Annotated in this window: 15 protein-coding genes; 11 read left to right on the top strand and 4 right to left on the bottom strand. The window is 71.7% G+C overall.

Annotated features, from left to right (window positions below; all coding sequences use genetic code 11):
- Nucleotides 1–381: 381 nt before the first annotated feature.
- Both nrdR and OG373_RS11615 read left to right on the top strand, forming a co-directional pair.
- Nucleotides 382–894 carry a transcriptional regulator NrdR gene (nrdR, locus tag OG373_RS11620; protein WP_405437987.1) on the top strand — a complete coding sequence of 171 codons (513 nt, stop codon included), beginning with the start codon at nt 382–384 and terminating at the stop codon, nt 892–894.
- A gap of 143 nt (nt 895–1,037) precedes the next feature.
- Nucleotides 1,038–3,926 carry a vitamin B12-dependent ribonucleotide reductase gene (locus OG373_RS11615; RefSeq protein ID WP_397732302.1) on the top strand — a complete coding sequence of 963 codons (2,889 nt, stop codon included), beginning with the start codon at nt 1,038–1,040 and terminating at the stop codon, nt 3,924–3,926.
- 127 nt (nt 3,927–4,053) lie between these two features.
- On the opposite strand, the gene OG373_RS11610 is transcribed toward OG373_RS11615, so the two are convergent.
- A complete protein-coding gene (locus OG373_RS11610; protein WP_397732300.1) occupies nt 4,054–5,013 on the bottom strand; it encodes a DUF1152 domain-containing protein in 960 nt (319 codons plus the stop codon).
- A gap of 120 nt (nt 5,014–5,133) precedes the next feature.
- Between OG373_RS11610 and OG373_RS11605 the strand changes: the two genes are divergently transcribed.
- The 5 genes from OG373_RS11605 (at nt 5,134) to OG373_RS11585 (ending at nt 10,182) form a co-directional block, all read left to right on the top strand.
- Complete coding sequence (locus OG373_RS11605; protein ID WP_405437985.1) at nt 5,134–6,000, top strand: arylamine N-acetyltransferase; 867 nt, start codon at nt 5,134–5,136, stop codon at nt 5,998–6,000.
- Between the two features lie 32 nt (nt 6,001–6,032).
- Nucleotides 6,033–6,638, top strand: coding sequence for a YdbC family protein (locus tag OG373_RS11600; protein WP_030008846.1), 606 nt, complete (start codon nt 6,033–6,035; stop codon nt 6,636–6,638).
- Nucleotides 6,639–6,710: 72 nt separating this feature from the next.
- Nucleotides 6,711–7,370 (top strand): histidine phosphatase family protein, encoded by a 660-nt coding sequence (locus OG373_RS11595; protein ID WP_397732296.1) that lies wholly within the window; start codon nt 6,711–6,713, stop codon nt 7,368–7,370.
- A gap of 11 nt (nt 7,371–7,381) precedes the next feature.
- The gene (locus OG373_RS11590; RefSeq protein ID WP_397732295.1) at nt 7,382–8,299 is read left to right on the top strand and encodes an ADP-ribosylglycohydrolase family protein; all 918 of its coding nucleotides are present in this window, start codon (nt 7,382–7,384) and stop codon (nt 8,297–8,299) included.
- A 209-nt stretch (nt 8,300–8,508) separates the two neighbouring features.
- Nucleotides 8,509–10,182, top strand: a complete 1,674-nt coding sequence (locus tag OG373_RS11585; protein WP_405437983.1) for a DUF4153 domain-containing protein — start codon at nt 8,509–8,511, stop codon at nt 10,180–10,182.
- An 87-nt stretch (nt 10,183–10,269) separates the two neighbouring features.
- On the opposite strand, the gene OG373_RS11580 is transcribed toward OG373_RS11585, so the two are convergent.
- Nucleotides 10,270–11,823, bottom strand: coding sequence for an MFS transporter (locus tag OG373_RS11580; protein ID WP_405437981.1), 1,554 nt, complete (start codon nt 11,821–11,823; stop codon nt 10,270–10,272).
- Between the two features lie 142 nt (nt 11,824–11,965).
- On the opposite strand from OG373_RS11580, the gene OG373_RS11575 reads away from it, so the two are divergent.
- From OG373_RS11575 to OG373_RS11565, 3 genes are all read left to right on the top strand, one after another.
- Nucleotides 11,966–12,568 (top strand): TetR/AcrR family transcriptional regulator, encoded by a 603-nt coding sequence (locus OG373_RS11575; RefSeq protein ID WP_405437979.1) that lies wholly within the window; start codon nt 11,966–11,968, stop codon nt 12,566–12,568.
- A gap of 115 nt (nt 12,569–12,683) precedes the next feature.
- A complete protein-coding gene (locus tag OG373_RS11570) occupies nt 12,684–13,394 on the top strand; it encodes a ribonuclease HII (protein WP_405437977.1) in 711 nt (236 codons plus the stop codon).
- 59 nt (nt 13,395–13,453) lie between these two features.
- Entirely contained in the window at nt 13,454–14,098 is a 645-nt protein-coding gene (locus OG373_RS11565; RefSeq protein WP_405437976.1) for a hypothetical protein, read from the top strand.
- A gap of 244 nt (nt 14,099–14,342) precedes the next feature.
- Here the strand turns inward: OG373_RS11565 and OG373_RS11560 are convergent, their stop codons facing one another.
- Nucleotides 14,343–14,972 carry a hypothetical protein gene (locus OG373_RS11560; RefSeq protein ID WP_405437974.1) on the bottom strand — a complete coding sequence of 210 codons (630 nt, stop codon included), beginning with the start codon at nt 14,970–14,972 and terminating at the stop codon, nt 14,343–14,345.
- 214 nt (nt 14,973–15,186) lie between these two features.
- A complete protein-coding gene (locus OG373_RS11555; protein ID WP_405437972.1) occupies nt 15,187–17,346 on the bottom strand; it encodes a RecQ family ATP-dependent DNA helicase in 2,160 nt (719 codons plus the stop codon).
- Nucleotides 17,347–17,466: 120 nt separating this feature from the next.
- Here OG373_RS11555 and OG373_RS11550 point away from each other — a divergent pair, with 120 nt between their 5' ends.
- Entirely contained in the window at nt 17,467–18,732 is a 1,266-nt protein-coding gene (locus OG373_RS11550) for a DUF4192 domain-containing protein (protein ID WP_405437970.1), read from the top strand.
- Nucleotides 18,733–18,863 lie beyond the last annotated feature (131 nt).

Below are 18,863 nucleotides of genomic sequence, written 5' to 3'. Positions count from 1 at the left end.
GCAGATCGTCCTGCGTGGGCATATCGAGAGGTGTATGGACGATCGGTTCGCCGAACGCGGGTTCGGCTCGCCGTCCGCCGCTTACGGTACCCTTCCCGGTCGGGCGGCCGCCGTCCGGGCCTGTGTCCAGTGTGGCACCGGGAGGCCTCGCGTCCGCTCATCGGACGCCGCGACACGCGGAGTCGCGCAAATCCGCCACAACCCAAGATCTAGTGGTTGGATGAGCGCTGCCGCCCAGAAGTTGTGGTCCTTGGGTCTCCCGAGGGTCCCGGCATCGCATATGCTGGTGGCTGCTTCACGAGCCCCCGACGGAGTCCGCCTCCGCCGTTCAGGGGCTCCGTGGGGTGGTTCAGTCGTGCCAAGAGGGAGGGTGAGGGAACCATGCACTGCCCCTTCTGCAGGCACCCCGACAGCCGCGTCGTCGACAGCCGCACCACGGACGACGGCACGTCGATCCGCAGGCGCCGTCAGTGCCCCGACTGCTCCCGTCGTTTCACGACGGTGGAGACGGCCTCGCTGATGGTGATCAAGCGCAGCGGGGTGACGGAACCCTTCAGCCGTACCAAGGTCATCTCCGGCGTGCGCAAGGCGTGCCAGGGACGGCCGGTCACCGAGGACGCCCTCGCCAAGCTCGGCCAGCGGGTCGAGGAGGCGGTGCGCGCCACCGGGAGCGCCGAGCTGACCACCCACGACGTGGGTCTGGCCATACTCGGCCCGTTGCAGGAGCTCGACCTGGTCGCGTACCTGCGGTTCGCCTCCGTTTACAAAGCGTTCGACACCCTTGAAGACTTCGAGACCGCCATCGCGGAACTCCGCGTGTCCCGGCCTCACCCCGAGGAGTGCGGGCTCGGTGGGACCGCCCAGGTCCCCGTGCCGGCCTCCGCCGCCGACTGACCGGACACCCGTGCCGCGGCGCTCACGCTCCGTGGCACGGCCGGTCGGCCGGGCGAAGAGACGTAGATACAAGACACAGCACCGTGCCGCGGAATATCGCTGGCACTTTAGGGCGTTTTTGCCCGCATATGGGAGGAAGCGGCATGACAGAGACGGCGAGCGGCTCGGCACGTGGTTCCCGCGCCAAGGGGACCAAGGCTGCCAAGGGCGGCCTGCGTATCGAGCGCATCCACACCACCCCGGGCGTGCACCCCTATGACGAGGTGAGCTGGGAGCGCCGTGACGTCGTCATGACCAACTGGCGCGACGGCTCGGTCAACTTCGAGCAGCGCGGCGTCGAGTTCCCCGACTTCTGGTCGGTGAACGCGGTCAACATCGTCACCAGCAAGTACTTCCGTGGCGCGGTGGGCACCCCGCAGCGCGAGACCGGTCTGAAGCAGCTGATCGACCGGATCGTGAAGACGTACACGAAGGCCGGCGAGGACTTCGACTACTTCTCGTCGCCCGCCGACGCGGAGATCTTCGAGCACGAGCTCACCTACGCCCTCCTGCACCAGATCTTCAGCTTCAACTCCCCGGTGTGGTTCAACGTCGGTACGCCCCAGCCGCAGCAGGTCTCCGCCTGCTTCATCCTGGCCGTCGACGACTCCATGGAGTCGATCCTCGACTGGTACAAGGAAGAGGGAATGATCTTCAAGGGCGGCTCCGGCGCCGGCCTGAACCTCTCCCGCATCCGTTCCTCCAAGGAGCTCCTCTCCTCCGGCGGCAACGCCTCCGGCCCGGTCTCCTTCATGCGCGGCGCCGACGCGTCCGCCGGAACGATCAAGTCGGGCGGCGCCACCCGCCGCGCGGCCAAGATGGTCGTCCTGGACGTGGATCACCCGGACGTCGAGGCCTTCATCGAGACCAAGGTGAAGGAGGAGGAGAAGATCCGCGCCCTGCGCGACGCGGGCTTCGACATGGACCTGGGCGGCGACGACATCACGTCCGTCCAGTACCAGAACGCCAACAACTCCGTCCGTGTGAACGACGAGTTCATGACGGCCGTCGAGAACGGCACCGAGTTCGGCCTGCGGGCCCGGATGACCGGCGAGGTCATCGAGAAGGTCGACGCCAAGGCGCTCTTCCGCAAGCTCGCCGAGGCCGCGTGGGCCTGCGCCGACCCGGGCATCCAGTACGACGGTGTGATCAACAACTGGCACACCTGCCCCGAGTCCGGCCGGATCACCGCGTCGAACCCGTGCAGCGAGTACATGCACCTGGACAACACGTCCTGCAACCTCGCCTCGCTCAACCTGATGAAGTTCCTGAACGACGACGGCAAGGGCAACCAGTCCTTCGACGCCGAGCGCTTCGCCAAGGTCGTCGAGCTCGTCATCACCGCGATGGACATCTCCATCTGCTTCGCGGACTTCCCGACGCAGAAGATCGGCGACAACACCCGCGCCTTCCGCCAGCTGGGCATCGGCTACGCCAACCTCGGCGCCCTGCTGATGGCCACCGGCCACGCGTACGACTCGGACGGCGGCCGCACCCTCGCCGCGTCGATCACCTCGCTGATGACCGGCACCGCGTACAAGCGCTCCGCCGAGCTGGCCGCCATCGTCGGTCCGTACGACGGCTACGCCCGCAACGCCGACTCGCACAAGCGCGTCATGAAGCAGCACGCCGACGCCAACGCCGTCGCGCCGCGCACCGAAGACCTGGACAACAGCATCTGGGCCGCGGCCACCGAGGCCTGGCAGGACGTCCTGCGCCTCGGCGAGAAGAACGGCTTCCGCAACTCCCAGGCCTCCGTCCTCGCGCCGACCGGCACCATCGGTCTCGCGATGTCCTGCGACACCACCGGTGTCGAGCCGGACCTGGCCCTGGTCAAGTTCAAGAAGCTCGTCGGCGGCGGCTCGATGCAGATCGTCAACGGCACCGTCCCGCAGGCCCTGCGCCGCATGGGCTACCAGGAGGAGCAGATCGAGGAGATCGTCTCCCACATCGCCGAGCACGGCGTGGTCGTCGACGCCCCGCACCTGAAGACCGAGCACTACTCGGTGTTCGACTGCGCCATGGGCGAGCGTTCCATCTCCGCGATGGGCCACGTCCGGATGATGGCCGCGATCCAGCCCTGGATCTCCGGCGCGATCTCGAAGACGGTCAACATGCCGGAGACGGCGACCGTCGAGGAGATCGAGGAGATCTACTTCGAGGCGTGGAAGATGGGCGTCAAGGCGCTCGCGATCTACCGCGACAACTGCAAGGTCGGCCAGCCCCTCTCCGCCAAGAAGAAGGAGGAGGAGAAGGAGGAGGTCACCGCCAAGGCGGAGGAGACCATCCGCGCCGCGGTCGAGAAGGTCATCGAGTACCGCCCCGTCCGCAAGCGCCTCCCCAAGGGCCGCCCGGGCATCACCACCTCCTTCACGGTCGGTGGCGCCGAGGGCTACATGACGGCGAACTCCTACCCGGACGACGGTCTGGGCGAGGTCTTCCTGAAGATGTCCAAGCAGGGCTCGACCCTCGCGGGCATGATGGACGCCTTCTCGATCGCCGTCTCGGTCGGCCTGCAGTACGGCGTTCCGCTGGAGACCTACGTCTCGAAGTTCACGAACATGCGCTTCGAGCCGGCCGGTATGACGGACGACCCGGACGTGCGGATGGCGCAGTCGATCGTCGACTACATCTTCCGCCGCGTGGCGCTCGACTTCCTGCCCTTCGAGACCCGCTCGGCCCTCGGCATCCACTCCGCCGAGGAGCGCCAGCGCCACCTGGACACCGGTTCCTACGAGCCCCTCGAGGACGAGCTGGACACCGAGTCCCTGACGCAGGCGACCCCGCTGACCGCGGTTCCGTCGGCCCCGAAGCCGGTTGCGGCCGTGTCCGTCCCGTCCCCCAAGACGGCACACAGCAGCGCCGAACTGGTCGAGATGCAGCTCGGTGTCTCCGCCGACGCCCCGCTCTGCTTCTCCTGCGGTACGAAGATGCAGCGCGCAGGCTCCTGCTACATCTGCGAGGGCTGCGGCTCCACCAGCGGCTGCAGCTGATACCCGGCGAAGCGGCGACGGAAGCGGCAGTGAGCATCAGCTGCTGAGCGCGCCGAACCGCACATGAGAGAGGGTGCCGACCACAGGTCGGCACCCTCTTCGGCGTCTCGGAGGACGTACGGGGGCGTCAGTGGGGGATGCGGCGGGGTGGGCGGGTGACGAGCTCGTCGCGGAATTCGGCGATCCGGGAGTGGACCTGGCGCATCAGCAGGGTGTCCTCGATACGGTCCAGATAGAGGCAGCGCGCGGCCAGCCCCGGCAGGTCGAAGGCGAAGCACAGCGACATCAACGGGTTCACGAACAGCTCGCTGCCCCGGGTGCGGGTGGTGAACTGCACGTCGCCGAAGGAGCCCCGGACGGCTGCGGCGATGGAGCCGTTCACGATGCTGGGCCGGTCCGGGGTCTGCTCCTGGGCATGGGCGACCGCGTCCAGGAACAGAGCGCCTTCCTCGGTGGCGCGCGGTATGGAGAACGCGCCGAGGTATGCGCCCGCGCGCTCCAGCGCCGCGATGTTCTCCAGCACGAGTGCGTGACTGACCCCGTGGTACGCGTCCACGCCGAAGCCCACCGACACGACGAGGCGTTCCCGTACGTCGTCCAGCGCGGCCAGTGCCGCGACGCTGGTCAGGTCCTCCTCGGGGGTGCCGAGGCCCGATTCGTCGCCCCGCATCAGGATGTCCGTACCGCCGTCGACCAGGACGATCGCGTCGATGCGGTGGAGGTCGACCAGCTCGCGGTAGGCGGCGCGCAGCGGCTGCACCCCGGTCTGGGGGAAGGCGTACACGGTGGCCGGGTAGCCGTGCGCGGCCAGCCACTGGGCCAGGGTCCGCTCGGGGAAGTAGGACAGGTGGGGTGCGGAGTCCGGGGTGACGGCGGCGAGGTCCGGTGCCACCCAGTCCTCGACGGGCAGTCCGGCGAGCGAGCTGAAGGAGAGGTTCGCCAGGTGGACCCGCTTGCCCTGGTGCATGAGGGAGAGGGCCACGGGGAGGCCGGCGTAGATGTCGAAGCCGCCGCCGGCGCCTGCGACCAGGATGCTTTCGGCGTCGGCGAGGCGGTCGAAAAGCGGGTTGGTGTGCAGGGCGGTCATGGCGATCATTGTGCGGGGTGACTGCGCCTGCCCGCCTCGGGATTTTCCGGCAGTGCGAGGGCGGGCCAGACGGGGTGAACGGGTGAACGGGCGGACGGGTGGACGGGGAGATGGTCAGCCATGTGGAGCGGTGACGAGCTGGACCTGGACGCCTATCTGGCACGGATCGGATTTCCCGGGGGTTCGGGGGGTTCGGGCGATGCGGCGGATGTGGGGGAGACCCGGGAACTCCGGCCGGATCTCGAGACGTTGTACGCAGTGCACCGGGCCCACACCGCCGCCATCGCCTTCGAGAGCCTGGATGTCCTGCTCGGCCGCCCCGTCGCGCTGGACCTCAAGTCCATAGAGGCCAAGCTCGTGCACGACCGTCGCGGCGGCTACTGCTACGAGCAGAATTCGCTGCTGGCCGCTGCCCTGGAGCGGATCGGCTTCGAGGTTTCCGGACGCGGTGCCCGCAACCGCACCCGCGGGGACTCCGTGACGGCCGTGACGCACGCCGTCCTCGTCGTGACCGTCGAGGGCGAACCGTGGCTGTGCGACGCCGGATTCGGTCACCAGGGGCCTCGCGAGCCGCTCCCGCTGGGACGGCCGGGGGCCGAGGTGCGGCAGGGGGAGTGGGCGTACCGCGTCCGCGAGGAGGAGGGCGGCGTCCTCGTCCTGTGCCTGCTGCGCGGAGACACCTGGCGGGACCTGTACGCCTTCTCCCCGCAGCAGTACCACCCCGTCGACTACGTCGTGCTCAACCACTACAGCTCCAGCCATCCCGCCTCCTCCTTCGTCGGGCGGCTCATCGTCCAGTACCCGGGCGACGGCGTCCGCCGGGCGCTCGTCGGGCGGGAACTGACCCGGCTGCATCCCGACGGGCGGGCCGAGCGGGAGACCGTCGGCGCGGACGAACTGCTCGCGGTGCTCGACCGGGAGTTCGGGCTTCGGCTGCCCGATCGGGACGCGGCGGAACTGGTGCGGATCCACCGCGCCGGGGACTGACCGGGGCCCCGCCCGGCCCGTACGATGGCGCAGTGCTGGTCAAGTGGATTCGCTGCACGGTGACGGACCGACGCGGGTTCGAGCGCGGGCAGCGAAAATGGGCGGGGCTGCCCGGCGAGCCGGGATTCCGGGGGCAGGGCGGCGGCTGGAGCCGGGGCCGGCAGGGGGTCGCGCATGTCTTCGCGTTCTGGGAGAGCCGGTCCTTCTACGACTCCTTCATGGCCCGCTCGCACGACCGGCTGGCCGCCTCGCAGAACGGCACGTACACCGATCTGCGGGTCACCCTCTTCGACCACCGCTTCGACGTGAAGACCGGCTTCGAGCCGCGCTTCACCGATGCCGACGTCGTACGGGTCGCGCACACGCGGGTCCGGGAGGGCCGGGTCGACCACTTCGCCCTCATGCAGGAGAAGGTGTGGAATCCCGCCATGGCGGGCTCGCCCGGGATGGTTCGCGGCCTCTTCGGGGAGGCCCCGGGCCGCGAGTTCCTGGTGCTGTCGATGTGGCACGCCGCCGCCGAGCACGGCAAGTACCGGCAGGAGCGGGTCGAGCGGCTCTCCCTTCGCGCCCAGATCCAGGCCGATGTCGAGGCCCTCACCGGTGATGTCGTCGACCTCGAACCCTCCTGGACGGTATGACCGTACGATGACCGCCGGGCCGACCGGCGAGCCCGGTCGGCGCTCCGCCCGACGGCCGAATAGGGTCGTGGAATGGTTCGACCACGGCGCATCGTCCTTGTCCGACACGGGGAATCGGAGGGGAACGCCGACGACACGGTGTACGAGAGGGAGCCCGACCACGCCCTGCGGCTGACCCGAAACGGGCGCGAGCAGGCCTCTGCGGCCGGCGCCCGGCTGCGCGAGCTCTTCGGCGACGAGACGATCAGCGCGTACGTCTCCCCCTACCGCCGGACCCTGCAGACCTTCCGGGAGCTGCGGCTGGATCCCACACGGGTGCGGATGCGCGAGGAGCCGCGGCTGCGCGAGCAGGACTGGGGGAACTGGCAGGACCGGGACGACGTACGGCTGCAGAAGGCGTACCGGGACGCGTACGGGCACTTCTTCTACCGCTTCGCCCAGGGCGAGTCGGGGGCGGACGTGTACGACAGGGTCGGGTCGTTCCTGGAAAGCCTCTACCGCAGTTTCGAGGCCCCCGACCATCCCGAGAACGTGCTGCTCGTGACGCACGGGCTGACGATGCGGCTCTTCTGCATGCGCTGGTTCCACTGGTCCGTGGCCGAATTCGAGGCCCTGTCCAATCCGGGCAACGCCGAATACCGTGTCCTCCTGCTCGGCCCGGACGGCAGGTACCGGATGGACCGCCCGTTTGAGCGGTGGACCACACCCGAGCCTTATGACCTGGACGGTTAGAGTTGCCCGCGATGACGCCTGATTCCACTCCCGAACGGCGCTACGCGCGCGCCATGGCCAGCCTGCGAGGGTTGGCGCTGGGTGACGCCCTGGGCTCCCAGTACTTCGTCCCCGTGAACTACCCGCTGCTCAAGCGGCGCGAACTGCCCGTCGGCGCCGGCACGTGGCAGTGGACCGACGACACCGAGATGGCCTGCTCGGTGGTGGCCGTGCTCGCCGACCACGGTCGTATCGACCAGGACGCGCTCGCGCTTTCCTTCGCCCACCACCACGACTTCGACCGCGGTTACGGGCCCGCGGTGAACCGGATGCTGCGTCTGGTGCGGGAGGGGCAGGACTGGCGCACGCTGGCCGCCGAGCTCTTCAACGGGCAGGGCTCGTGGGGCAATGGCGCCGCCATGCGCATCGCGCCGCTGGGTGCCTGGTACGCGGACGACCCGGAGCAGGCCACGCACCAGGCGGAGATCTCCGCCTACACCACGCACCAGCACCGCGAGGCCGTGTGCGGGGCGATGGCCGTCGCCGCGGCGGCCGCGCTCGCGGCGAGTACGGACGGCCCGCCGAAGGCCGCGGACCTGCTGGACGGGGTGATCGCGCTGGTGCCGCGCAGCGCCGTGGGCGCCGGGCTGCGGCGCGCGCGGGACATGCTGGACTACGGCGACGCCACCACGGTCGCGGCGGTTCTGGGCTGCGGACGGCGTACGAGCGCGCACGACACCGTGCCGTTCGCCCTGTGGTCGGCGGCCCGGGCGCTGGACGACTACGAGGGGGCGTTCTGGACCACCGCGCAGGTGGGCGGGGACGTCGACACGACCTGCGCGATCGTCGGCGGGGTGCTGGGCGCTCGCGGGGACGACGTGCTGCCGGCCGCGTGGCTGGCGCGTACGGAGGCCCTGCCGGCCTGGCTGCCGGAGATCGCGGCGGGCTGATGCCCGTGGATGCGGTGTCCCCCGAGGAGTTGGTGGTGCCCGCCGAGAGGTGACGCGAGGTGACGCGAGGTGAGATGCCGCGTTCCGATTGTCACGGTCCTGCCACAGCACTCTTTTGATCCTGTTCAAAAGCACTGGGTCCCGGCCTACTCTGTCCGCATCGCCGCCCCACCCTGAACCGCGGGGCGGCCGACAGGGGAGGGAACCCGATGTCAGAGAACACCGGCGGAGCCGGCGAAGCCAGGTCCGCGGCCGGTCCAGGGGCCACGGCAGGGGGTCCGCCCGCGCAGCCGGCCGCGGTCGTCGGCGGACCCGCCGCGGCGGCCGGTCCGCCGCCGGGGATACCCGCCGGCGCAGCGCCAGCGAACCCCTGGCAGGTGCAGCAGCGCTCCGCGTCGCCCTCCTGGAGCACGCTGGTGCGCCCCGCGGCGGCCGCCCCCATCCGGACCGCGACCCTCGTCGCCGTCCTCGCCTCCGGCCTGGCCACCGCGCTGCTGCTCGCCGACGGAATGGGCCCCGGCCTGCTGGTCGCGGTGGTGCCCGCCGTCGTCGCCGCGTACGTCGCCGCCCGCACGGCCCGCCGCAGCGCCCGGCCCTGGAGCCTGGCCTGGGTGATCGGCTGCCTCGCCCTCCTCGTCATACCCGCCCTGCGCGACTCCGCCTGGCCGGCCACGCTGGCGATCCTGTCCGCCGTCCTGCTGGGCGCACTGGCCCTCCACGGCAGCCGCACCTGGCCCGGGGTCCTGCTCAGCCCGCTCGGCTTCGTCAACTCCGCGGTGTCCGGGGTCGGCTGGCTGCTCACCGGGCTGCGCTCACGCAGCGGGGTCAGCAAGGACCGCTGGCTGCCCGTCGCCAAGGCGACCGGGGTGGCCGTCGTTCTGTTGGTGCTCTTCGGCGCGCTGTTCGCCTCCGCCGATGCGGCCTTCGCCGACCTCCTGGGCGACCTGATGCCCGATGCGTCGTTCGAGGACGGGCCCGTCCGGGTCGTGCTCTTCGCCCTCGGTGCGGTCCTCGCGCTCGCGGCGGCCCGCACCGCGGCGGCCCCGCAGCGCTGGGACCGGATCAAGGTGGCCCCGGGCAAGCCCCGTTCCCGCGTCGAATGGGCCCTTCCGCTCATCGTCATGAACGTGCTGTTCGCCGGCTTCAACGCCGTCCAGCTGGCCGTCCTGTTCGGTGGCTACGACAAGGTCCTGGAGAGCACCGGCCTCACCTACGCCGAGTACGCCCGCCAGGGCTTCTGGCAGCTGCTCTGGGCCACCCTGCTCACCCTCGCCGTGATCGCGCTCGCCCTACGCTGGGCCCCGCGCTCCGGACCGGGCGACCGCCGCCTCGTCCGCGTCGTCCTCGGGCTGCTGTGCGCGCTGACCCTGGTCGTCGTCGCCGCCGCGCTGCGCCGGATGGACCTCTACGTGGACGCGTACGGGCTGACCAGGCTGCGCGTGTCGGTGGCCGCGATGGAGCTGTGGCTCGGGCTGGTGATCGTACTGATCATGGCGGCCGGGCTGTTCGGCGGACGCTGGCTGGCCCGCGCGGTCGCGGGCAGTGTCGGCGCAGCCGTCCTCGCCTTCGGCCTGCTGTCCCCGGACGGGATGGTCGCCGAGCGGAACGTGACCCGCTTCGAGGCGGACGCGAAGATCGACCTGGCCTACTTCCAGTCCCTGTCGGCGGACGCCGTCCCGGCCCTGGACCGGCTGCCCGAGCCCCAGCGCTCCTGCGCCCTGCGCGGGATCAACGACGAGATGGCCCGGGCGGGCGACGTGCCCTGGTACGCGATGAGCCTGGGCGAGTACCGGGCCCGGCAGATCCTGCGCGAGCGGCCGGTGACCGTGTCGTACGAGGTCTGCTCGCGGATGGGCGCCTTCGGCAGCCGCGTCGAGTACTAGCGGCTCCCGAGGAAAGCGCGTACGGGTCCGGGTACGGGGCCGGGCGCGGGGTGTTCCCCGCGCCCGGCCCCGTACGACGAGCCGGTATCAGGCGGCCGGACCGGCCTTCGCGGCGGCCCCGGCCAGGGCGTCCAGGTCGCTCTTGCGCACCCGGATCACCAGCAGGGAGGTGGCCAGGGCGAGGCCCGCCATGGCGACGGCCGCGTAGAACGCGGTGGAGATGCCGTGGGTGAGAACCAGGTCACCCCAGGGGTCGGGCAGGAGACCGGTCTCCTTGAAGGCGGCGATCTGACCGGGGTCGGCCTGGGCCATGAAGGCCGGGACCTGCTTCGTGGCCTCGTCGCGGCCGGCCGTGCCGAAGACGGTGACCAGGATGGACAGGCCGAGCGAGCCGCCGACCTGCTGGCTGGCGTTGAGCAGACCGGAGGCGGCGCCCGCCTCCTTCGGTGCCACACCGGAGACGGCCGTGAGCGTGAGCGTCACGAAGTTGAGGCCCATGCCGAAGCCGAACAGGAGCATCGGCCCGAGCACCCCGGAGACGTAGGAGCTGTCGGTCCGGATGAAGGTCAGCCAGGCCAGCCCGGTTCCGGTGAGCGCGGACCCGAGGACCATGAAGGGCTTGGGGCCGAAGCGCGGCAGGAACCGCTGCGAGAGGCCGGCTGCGGTCACGATGGCGACCGTCACGGGGAGGAAGCCGAGTCCGGACTGGATCGGGGAGAAGCCGAGCACGTTCTGCACGAACTGGACGATGAAGAAGAACATGCCGAACATCGCCGCGGCGAGGCCGAGCATGATCACGTACGTACCGGTGCGGTTGCGGTCGGCGAACATGCGCAGCGGGATGATCGGCTCGCGGGCCCGCGACTCGATGACGACGAACAGCGCGAGCAGGACCGCGGCGGCCGCGAACGAGCCGAGGGTGAGCGCGTCGCGCCATCCTTCCTCCGAGGCGCTGATGAACCCGTAGACGAGCGAGGCCATGCCGCCGGTGGAGGTGAGGGCTCCGGCGATGTCGAAGCGGCCGGGGTGGCGCTCGGACTCGCTGATGAAGAGCGGGGTGAGGACTGCGATCAGCACACCGATCGGCACGTTGACGAAGAGGACCCAGCGCCAGTCGAGCCACTCGGTCAGCATGCCGCCGGCCAGCAGGCCGATCGCGCCGCCGCCCGCGGAGACGGCGGCGAACACTCCGAACGCCCGGTTCCGTTCGGGGCCTTCGGGGAAGGTCGTGGTGATCAGGGCGAGGGAGGTCGGCGAGGCGATCGCGCCGCCGACCCCCTGCAGGGCGCGGGCCGCGAGCAGGTGCCAGGGCTCCTGGGCGAAGCCGCCGAGGAGGGAAGCCAGGGTGAAGAGCAGGATGCCGGTCAGGAACACCCGGCGGCGGCCCAGGATGTCGCCCGCCCGGCCACCGAGGAGCAGCAGGCCGCCGAAGGTGAGGGTGTAGGCGCTGAGTACCCATGACAGGTCGGTGGTGGTGAAGTCGAGCGCGCTCTGGATATGCGGGAGCGCGATGTTCACGATCGTCGCGTCGAGGACGACCATGAGCTGGCATGCGGCGATGACGGCGAGCGCCACTCCCGGGCGCCCCTCCCGGCGTGCCGCGCCCGGTATCCGGGGTGTGGCGAGTTGAGAGCTTGTCACTGAGGATCCCCCCCCAAAGTGAAATAGTGAACGCATCCGTTCACTGCGGGACCACGGTAGGAGCCGCGCCTTAGTGAACGCAAGCGTTCACTAAGGCGGAAAATACGTGCGTCGAACGCGTAGGCCGGTCGGAGGTGGGGAGATGGTGGGTTCACGCTGGTCAGCGGCGTCGCCGGGGCGCAGGCGGGGTCCGGAGCTCGAACGGGCGATTCTCGACGCCGCGTTGGAGCAGCTGAGCACGATCGGCTGGAACGCGCTCACCATGGAGGGTGTCGCGGCAGGCGCGCAGACGGGCAAGGCCGCGCTGTACCGCCGCTGGCCGTCGAAGGCGGATCTGGTGGCCGATGCGCTGCGGACCGGTCTGCCGCGGATCGGTGACATTCCCGACTGTGGATCGATTCGTGAGGACCTCTACCTGCTGTGCGTGCGCACGCGGGACGTCATGCACTCGCGCGCCGGGCAGGCCCTGCGATCAGTGCTTCACGAATGCGATCACATGCAGGCGGACCGGTTCCATGGAGTCATCTGGTCCGGTCTGCACGAGCCGGCCCAGCGCCTGATCAGGGAGCTTGTCGGGCGCGGAATCGACCGGGGTGACGTGCGGGCGGACGCGACTGGTCCGTTTGTCGTGGATGTCATTCCGGCCATGCTGATGTACCGCGCCAAGGTGTGCGGAAGCGAATGGGAGGATGCGGACATCGCGGCATTGATCGACGAGGTGATGGTGCCGCTGCTCAGGGCGTGAGACGCGGAGGGGGTGGCGCGGGGGGCGCGGAGAGCGGTTCACGTCCGTTCGCGGGCCGGTCCGACCCGGGCGGGGGTGTGCAGTCGGCTCGGGGCGGCGTAACCTTGCTGGCGCCATGCCGTACGAAGCACCCACTCACACCGTCGAACGCTCCCTCCGTGCAACCACCGGCGCCAAGGTCATCGCCGGGGTCGACGAAGTCGGACGAGGGGCCTGGGCCGGACCCGTCACCGTGTGTGCGGCGATCACCGGCCTGCGCCGGCCGCCCGCCGGGCTCACCGACTCCAAACTGCTCACCCCCAAGCGGCGCGACGCCCTGCTCGATATCCTGGAGGGCTGGGTCACCGCGTACGCACTCGGGCACTCCTCGCCCGAGGAGATCGACGAACTGGGGATGACGGCCGCCCTTCGGCTGGCGGCGGAGCGGGCGCTGGTCGCCCTGCCGGTGCGCCCCGACGCGGTGATACTCGACGGCAAGCACGACTATCTCGGCCCGCCCTGGCGGGTTCGTACGGTGATCAAGGGCGACCAGTCCTGTATCGCCGTCGCCGCGGCCTCGGTCATCGCCAAGGTCCGCCGCGACCGCATGATGGCCGCACTCGGGGAACAGGGCGGTGGGATCGAGGACTTCGCCTTCGGCGCCAACGCCGGATACCCCTCGCCCGTGCACCGGGCCGCGCTGGAGGAGCTGGGCCCCACCCCCTATCACCGGCTCTCGTGGTCGTACCTCGACGCGCTGCCCCGGTGGCGCCACCTCAAGAAGGTGCGCCGCAGCGAGGAGTCGATGGAGCTGGAAAACGGAGGCCAACTCGGCTTCGATTTCTGATCGCACGCATGTGCCACCGGCCGGTACGTTTCGTACCGGTGTTTGATAGACATCAACTCATGCCTCTCACCCCCGCCATCGAGGAGCCTCAGATTCACGAGAGTGCCCAGGGTCCCCGCGTCACGCCGGCCGCGAGCCGCACCGCGCAGACCCCCCGCCCCGTACCTGGTCCGCGTCCCGCCGCCGTACCGCGGCCCGGCCGCCCCGGTCCCGCCCGGCCCGCACCGCCCGCGCAGCGTGCGCCGCAGGCCACCCCCGGACCCGTTCCCGCAGCCCCTGCCGCTGCCCCCACCGCACCGTCCGTCTCCGCGGCGGTGCCGCAGATCCAGCTGATCCCGGCCTCCGCCGAGGGTGCGCTGGACGCGGCCGAAGAGGCCGTCGACCTGCTGCTCGACACCGGGCGCGCGCCCGGCGACATCCTGGTGCTCACCAGTGGCGACCCGCACCCGTGGGCCGCGCACGAGCTGTCCTTCGGCGAGGCCGCGTACTGGGCCCTGCACGACGCCGGGGACGACGTTTTCTACGCGGACGCGGCGCAGGTCCAGCGCGCTGCGGGCCGTCCCGTCGTGGTCTTCGCGGCCAATGGCGGATCGGTCGACGCCGTCGCGGGAGCCCTCCCGGTCGCGCTCACCCGGGCGGGTGCGCTGCTGATCGTGTGCGGCGATGCGCAGCAGATCAACTCCGTGCTGGGTGCGGGCGTCTGACGCCCTGTACCCCGGCACGGGCGAGGGGCGGGGCGGGCCCTGGGCCGGCCCCGCTGTAGCCCGCGCCGGGCCCCGCGACGGAGCCCGGAGCCTGATCCGCCGTACGCCTGTTCCTGGGTGTACGGCCGTGAGGCGTTCCCGCGGGCCGGCTGTACGAGGGGCGGCGGCCACGAGGGCGGCTATGTGAGTGGCTACGAGAGCGGACCACCACCAGGCTCGGCCCACCCGGGTCGGCCTACGTGGATCAGCGCGCGGCGGTCCGCCGCAGGACCTCGACGGAGCCGCCCCCGCTGTGCAGTGCCAGCGGGGAGAACTCGGCCACGGTGTCGCCGAGGTGCTGCGGCCGTGACTCCGAGCTCGGCCGTCGGCCGCCGCGGCCCTCGCCCAGCACCTGCCAGCCCCCGCGGGTCAGCGTGATGTACGCACCGCAGCGCAGGCCGTGCAGGGTGCACGCGTCCCGCAGCCCCCACATCCACGCCCCGTCCTCCTCGGTCCACCGCTCGTCGCCCTCGCGGCAGTAGAGCAGTACGGCCGTCCGCACCGGGGTCCGACGGCGCAGGTCGTGCGGGAGGACCCGGCGCAGCCGGGACAGCAGGGCGTTGCGGTACTCCCAGCCGTCGGCCGAGGCGGACCGCTGCACGAAGGAGGCGCTCGCGACGAGCTGCTCCTCCGGGCCGAGGACGGCGATCACCGCGGTCGAGGGCACCGGGCCGTGCCGGGAGTGCAGTCCGCTGACGACCTCGCGCGGATTGCGCAGCAGCGGGATGCCCGCCGCTGTCCATTCCGCCGGTTCCAGCAGTCTTCCGTGCCGGCTGGTGCCGCCGGTGGCTGGTGCCAGGGACGTGGTCGGGGGCGGCGCGAATCCGAAGGTCACGGTCCTCCCTTCGGGTACACGCCCGCGGACGGGCACGGTGGAGTCAGGGCGCGCCGCAGCGCGGCCCAGGAGGGTGCCGAGGAGCCGAGCGGGAGCACCCCAATTCTCGCGTGGCTTCCGAGCGTGCGGCAACGAGCAATTGACGCCGCCGACCGGAATTCGCCGGTATGCCGTTCATATCCTTGCCCCGCCACGCCGAAGATGACGCATTCGGCTATCCCTGAAGCGCCAGCACCAGCGGGAACACCTCTTTCGCGCCTGCGCGCCGCAGCAGCCGGGCCGCCACCGCGAGGGTCCACCCGCTCTCGGCCCGGTCGTCCACGAGGAGCACCGGGCCCGCGGCCTGCGCCAGCGCCTCGGCCAGTGCCGGGGGCACGGTGAGGGACTGGTGGAGCCCCCGCACCCGCTGCGCGCTGTTCGAGGAGACCGACCCGAACTCCGGTGCCTGATCCGTGTACGCGACCGTGCCGAGCAGCGGCATCCGTCCGACCTCCGCGATCCGCGCGGCCAGCGAACCGATCAGCTGGGGGTGGCTGCGCGAGGGCAGCGCGACCACACCCACCGGCCGGGCCGGGGCGTCCGGCGCCCCCGAGGCCCAGCCACCGGGGCCCCGGGCCCAGTCCGCCAGTACCGCGACCACAGCCTGCGCGACGTCGTCCGGAATCGGCTGGTCCGGAGCCTGCGGGGCGAGCATCGGACGCAGCCGGTTGCCCCAGCCGATGTCGGACAGTCGGCCGAGAGCCCGGCCCGTCGATGCCTGTTCACCGGCGGTGATGCGTCCCTTGAGGTCGACGCCGACCGATGCGAGCCCGGTCGGCCACATCTTGCGCGGCTCCAGCTCCACGCCGGGACGGCCGAGTTCGCCGCGGGCGGTGTCCAGCGCGGTGGTGGAGACCTCCGCGGTGAACCGCGCCCCGGCGCAGTTGTCGCAGCGGCCGCAGGGCGCGGCCTCCTCGTCGTCGAGCTGGCGGCGCAGGAACTCCATCCGGCATCCGGTGGCTGCGGCGTAGTCCCGCATCGCCTGCTGTTCCGTGGCCCGCTGGCGGGCGACCCACGCGTAGCGCTCGGAGTCGTACGCCCAGGGTTCGCCCGTGGAGGTCCAGCCGCCCTTGACGCGGTGCACGGCGCCGTCGACGTCGAGCACCTTGAGCATGGTCTCCAGCCGGGTCCGGCGCAGATCGACGAGCGGCTCCAGGGCGGGCAGCGACAGCGGCCGGCCGGCCTGGGCCAGGACGTCGAGCGTGCGGCGCACCTGCTCCTCGGGCGGGAAGGCCACCGAGGCGAAGTACTGCCAGATCGCCTCGTCCTCCCGGCCGGGAAGCAGCAGGACCTCCGCGTGCTCCACGCCGCGGCCGGCGCGGCCGACCTGCTGGTAGTAGGCGATGGGGGAGGAGGGCGAGCCGAGGTGCACCACGAAGCCGAGGTCGGGCTTGTCGAAGCCCATCCCCAGGGCGGAGGTGGCCACGAGCGCCTTGACCCGGTTCGCCTGGAGGTCGTCCTCGGCCTGCTGGCGGTCGGCGTTCTCCGTCTTGCCGGTGTAGGAGGACACGGTGTGGCCGCGGTGGCGCAGGTACGCGGTGACCTCCTCGGCGGCCGCCACGGTCAGCGTATAGATGATTCCGGAGCCGGGGAGGTCGCCGAGGTGGTCGGCGAGCCAGGCCAGCCGGTGCGCCGCGTCGGGCAGGGTCAGCACCGCCAGGCTCAGGCTCTCCCGGTCCAGCGGGCCGCGCAGGACCAGGGCGTCGGTGCCGGCCCCGGTGCCGAGCTGTTCGGCGACGTCGGCGGTCACTCGGGCGTTGGCGGTGGCGGTGGTGGCGAGCACCGGGACGCCCGGCGGCAGGTCGGCCAGCATGGTGCGCAGCCGGCGGTAGTCGGGCCGGAAGTCGTGCCCCCAGTCGGAGATGCAGTGCGCCTCGTCCACCACGAGCAGGCCGGTGGCGGCGGACAGCTTGGGCAGGACCTGGTCCCGGAAGTCGGGGTTGTTGAGCCGCTCCGGGCTCACCAGCAGGACGTCGACCTCACCGGCCGCGACCTCGGCCTGGATGCCCTCCCATTCCTCGGGATTGGCGGAGTTGATGGTGCGGGCACGGATCCCGGCCCGGGCCGCGGCCTCGACCTGATTGCGCATCAGGGCGAGCAGCGGGGAGACGATCACGGTGGGGCCGGCGCCACTGGCCCGCAGCAGCGAGGTGGCGACGAAGTACACCGCGGACTTGCCCCAGCCGGTGCGCTGCACCACCAGCGCCCGCCGCTTGTGCGCCACCAGGGCCTCGATCGCCCGCCACTGGTCCTCGCGCAGCCTGGCGGCGCCCGTGGGGTCGCCCACGAGACGGGCTAGTACGGAGTCGGCCGAGGACCTCAGGTCTGCGTTCATGCCCCCATGCAACCTGATGCCTCCGACATCGCGCCAATGCCGCTCCGGGCCTGTGGACAGTGCCGCCGAGAGTTATCCACAGGGCTTTCGGGATCGGATCATGCGCGGGACCTTCGTGGCATGACGAACAACCACGAATCACGCATCCCGTCCGACCGGCCCTCCATCAGCCCGGCCGGTGCCGCCACCGGACCCCAGATCACGCTGCGCAGCCCGGCCGAACTGGCCGACGCGCTGCCCTACATGCTCGGCTTCCACCCGACCGACTCCCTCGTGATGGTCGCCGTGCACGGCGAGGGCGGACGCTTCGGCGGCCGGCTCCGCGTCGGCATCCCGAGCACGCCCGCGGAATGGGAGGACACCGCCCGACAGGTCGCCGACTGCCTGATCCGGGGCAGCGAACGGCGCGCCGGCAAGCCCGACGGCATCGTCGTCTACCTCTGCCAGGAGCCGACCGGGGAGGAGACCGGCCGCCGGGTGATGAACCGCCTGCGGCCGCTCGCCCAGCGGATCCGGCTGGCCTGCGGCGCACTGGACGTGCCCGTACTGGAGGCCCTGTGCCTGTCCGCCGGGCTGTTCTGGTCCTACGTCTGTCCCGACGAGCGGTGCTGCCCGACCGAGGGCACCCGGCTCGCCGCCGTCGGCACCTCGGTGCTGGCCGCGACGGCCACCTTCGCCGGGCTCCAGGTCCGGGGCTCCCTCAAGGAGATCGAGGGCAGGCTGGCACCGCTGCGCGGAGCCGTGGCCGACGAGGCGGAACGGGCCCTCGACAGGGCCGCCGCCGCCCTGATGCCGAGGATCCTCGACGGGGCCACCCGAGAGGAGGTCGGTGTCGAGACCATCGCCCTGGCGCGGACCCTGATGCGGCGGATGATCCTGGCCCCGCCCGTCGAGGGCGGGGCCCACGCCGACGACTGGGACGACGCGCTGCTCGGCCACGACGAGGCCGCCTCGCTGATCCTCGGCCTCCAGGACCGCGAGATCCGGGACATCGCGGCCGAGTGGATGGAGGACGAGGAGGCGGCCCCGGCCCTGCGCCTGTGGCGCGCCCTGGCCCGGCGCTGCGTCGGGGCGTACGCGGAGCACGCCGCGGCCCCGCTCACCCTCGCCGGCTGGGTCTGCTGGTCCACGGGGGACGAGCCGACCGCCCGGATCGCCTTCGGCCTGGCCCTGCGGGCGGACGCCGAGTACCGCTTCGCCCAGCTGCTCCACCACGCCTGCAACGAGGGAATCGACCCCGAGGGGCTGCGGCAGTGCCTGCGGGAGGAGCGGCGCCGCCGGGAGCCGCGGCGAGGGCACTCCTCGGCCGGTACCCGCCCTCCCGGCCGACGGGGCCGGACGGCCCCGCGCCGCGGGTCACGCCGGACCGCGGGGAGCGAGCAGTGAACGCCGGCCGGGTCTCGTGCAGCGGCCCGGGGTGGCTGATCCGGTGCGCCCCGGGCCTGCCCCGGCGGCGCAGGCCCCACCCCCGGCACGCCCGGTCGGCGCCCCGAGCCGTGACCCGGGCGGGGTCGGGG

The organism is Streptomyces avidinii, from assembly GCF_045161815.1.
Lineage (GTDB): Bacteria > Actinomycetota > Actinomycetes > Streptomycetales > Streptomycetaceae > Streptomyces > Streptomyces avidinii.
Note: the sequence above shows the minus strand (reverse complement) of the source record. Positions and strands in the feature narration are given on the sequence as shown.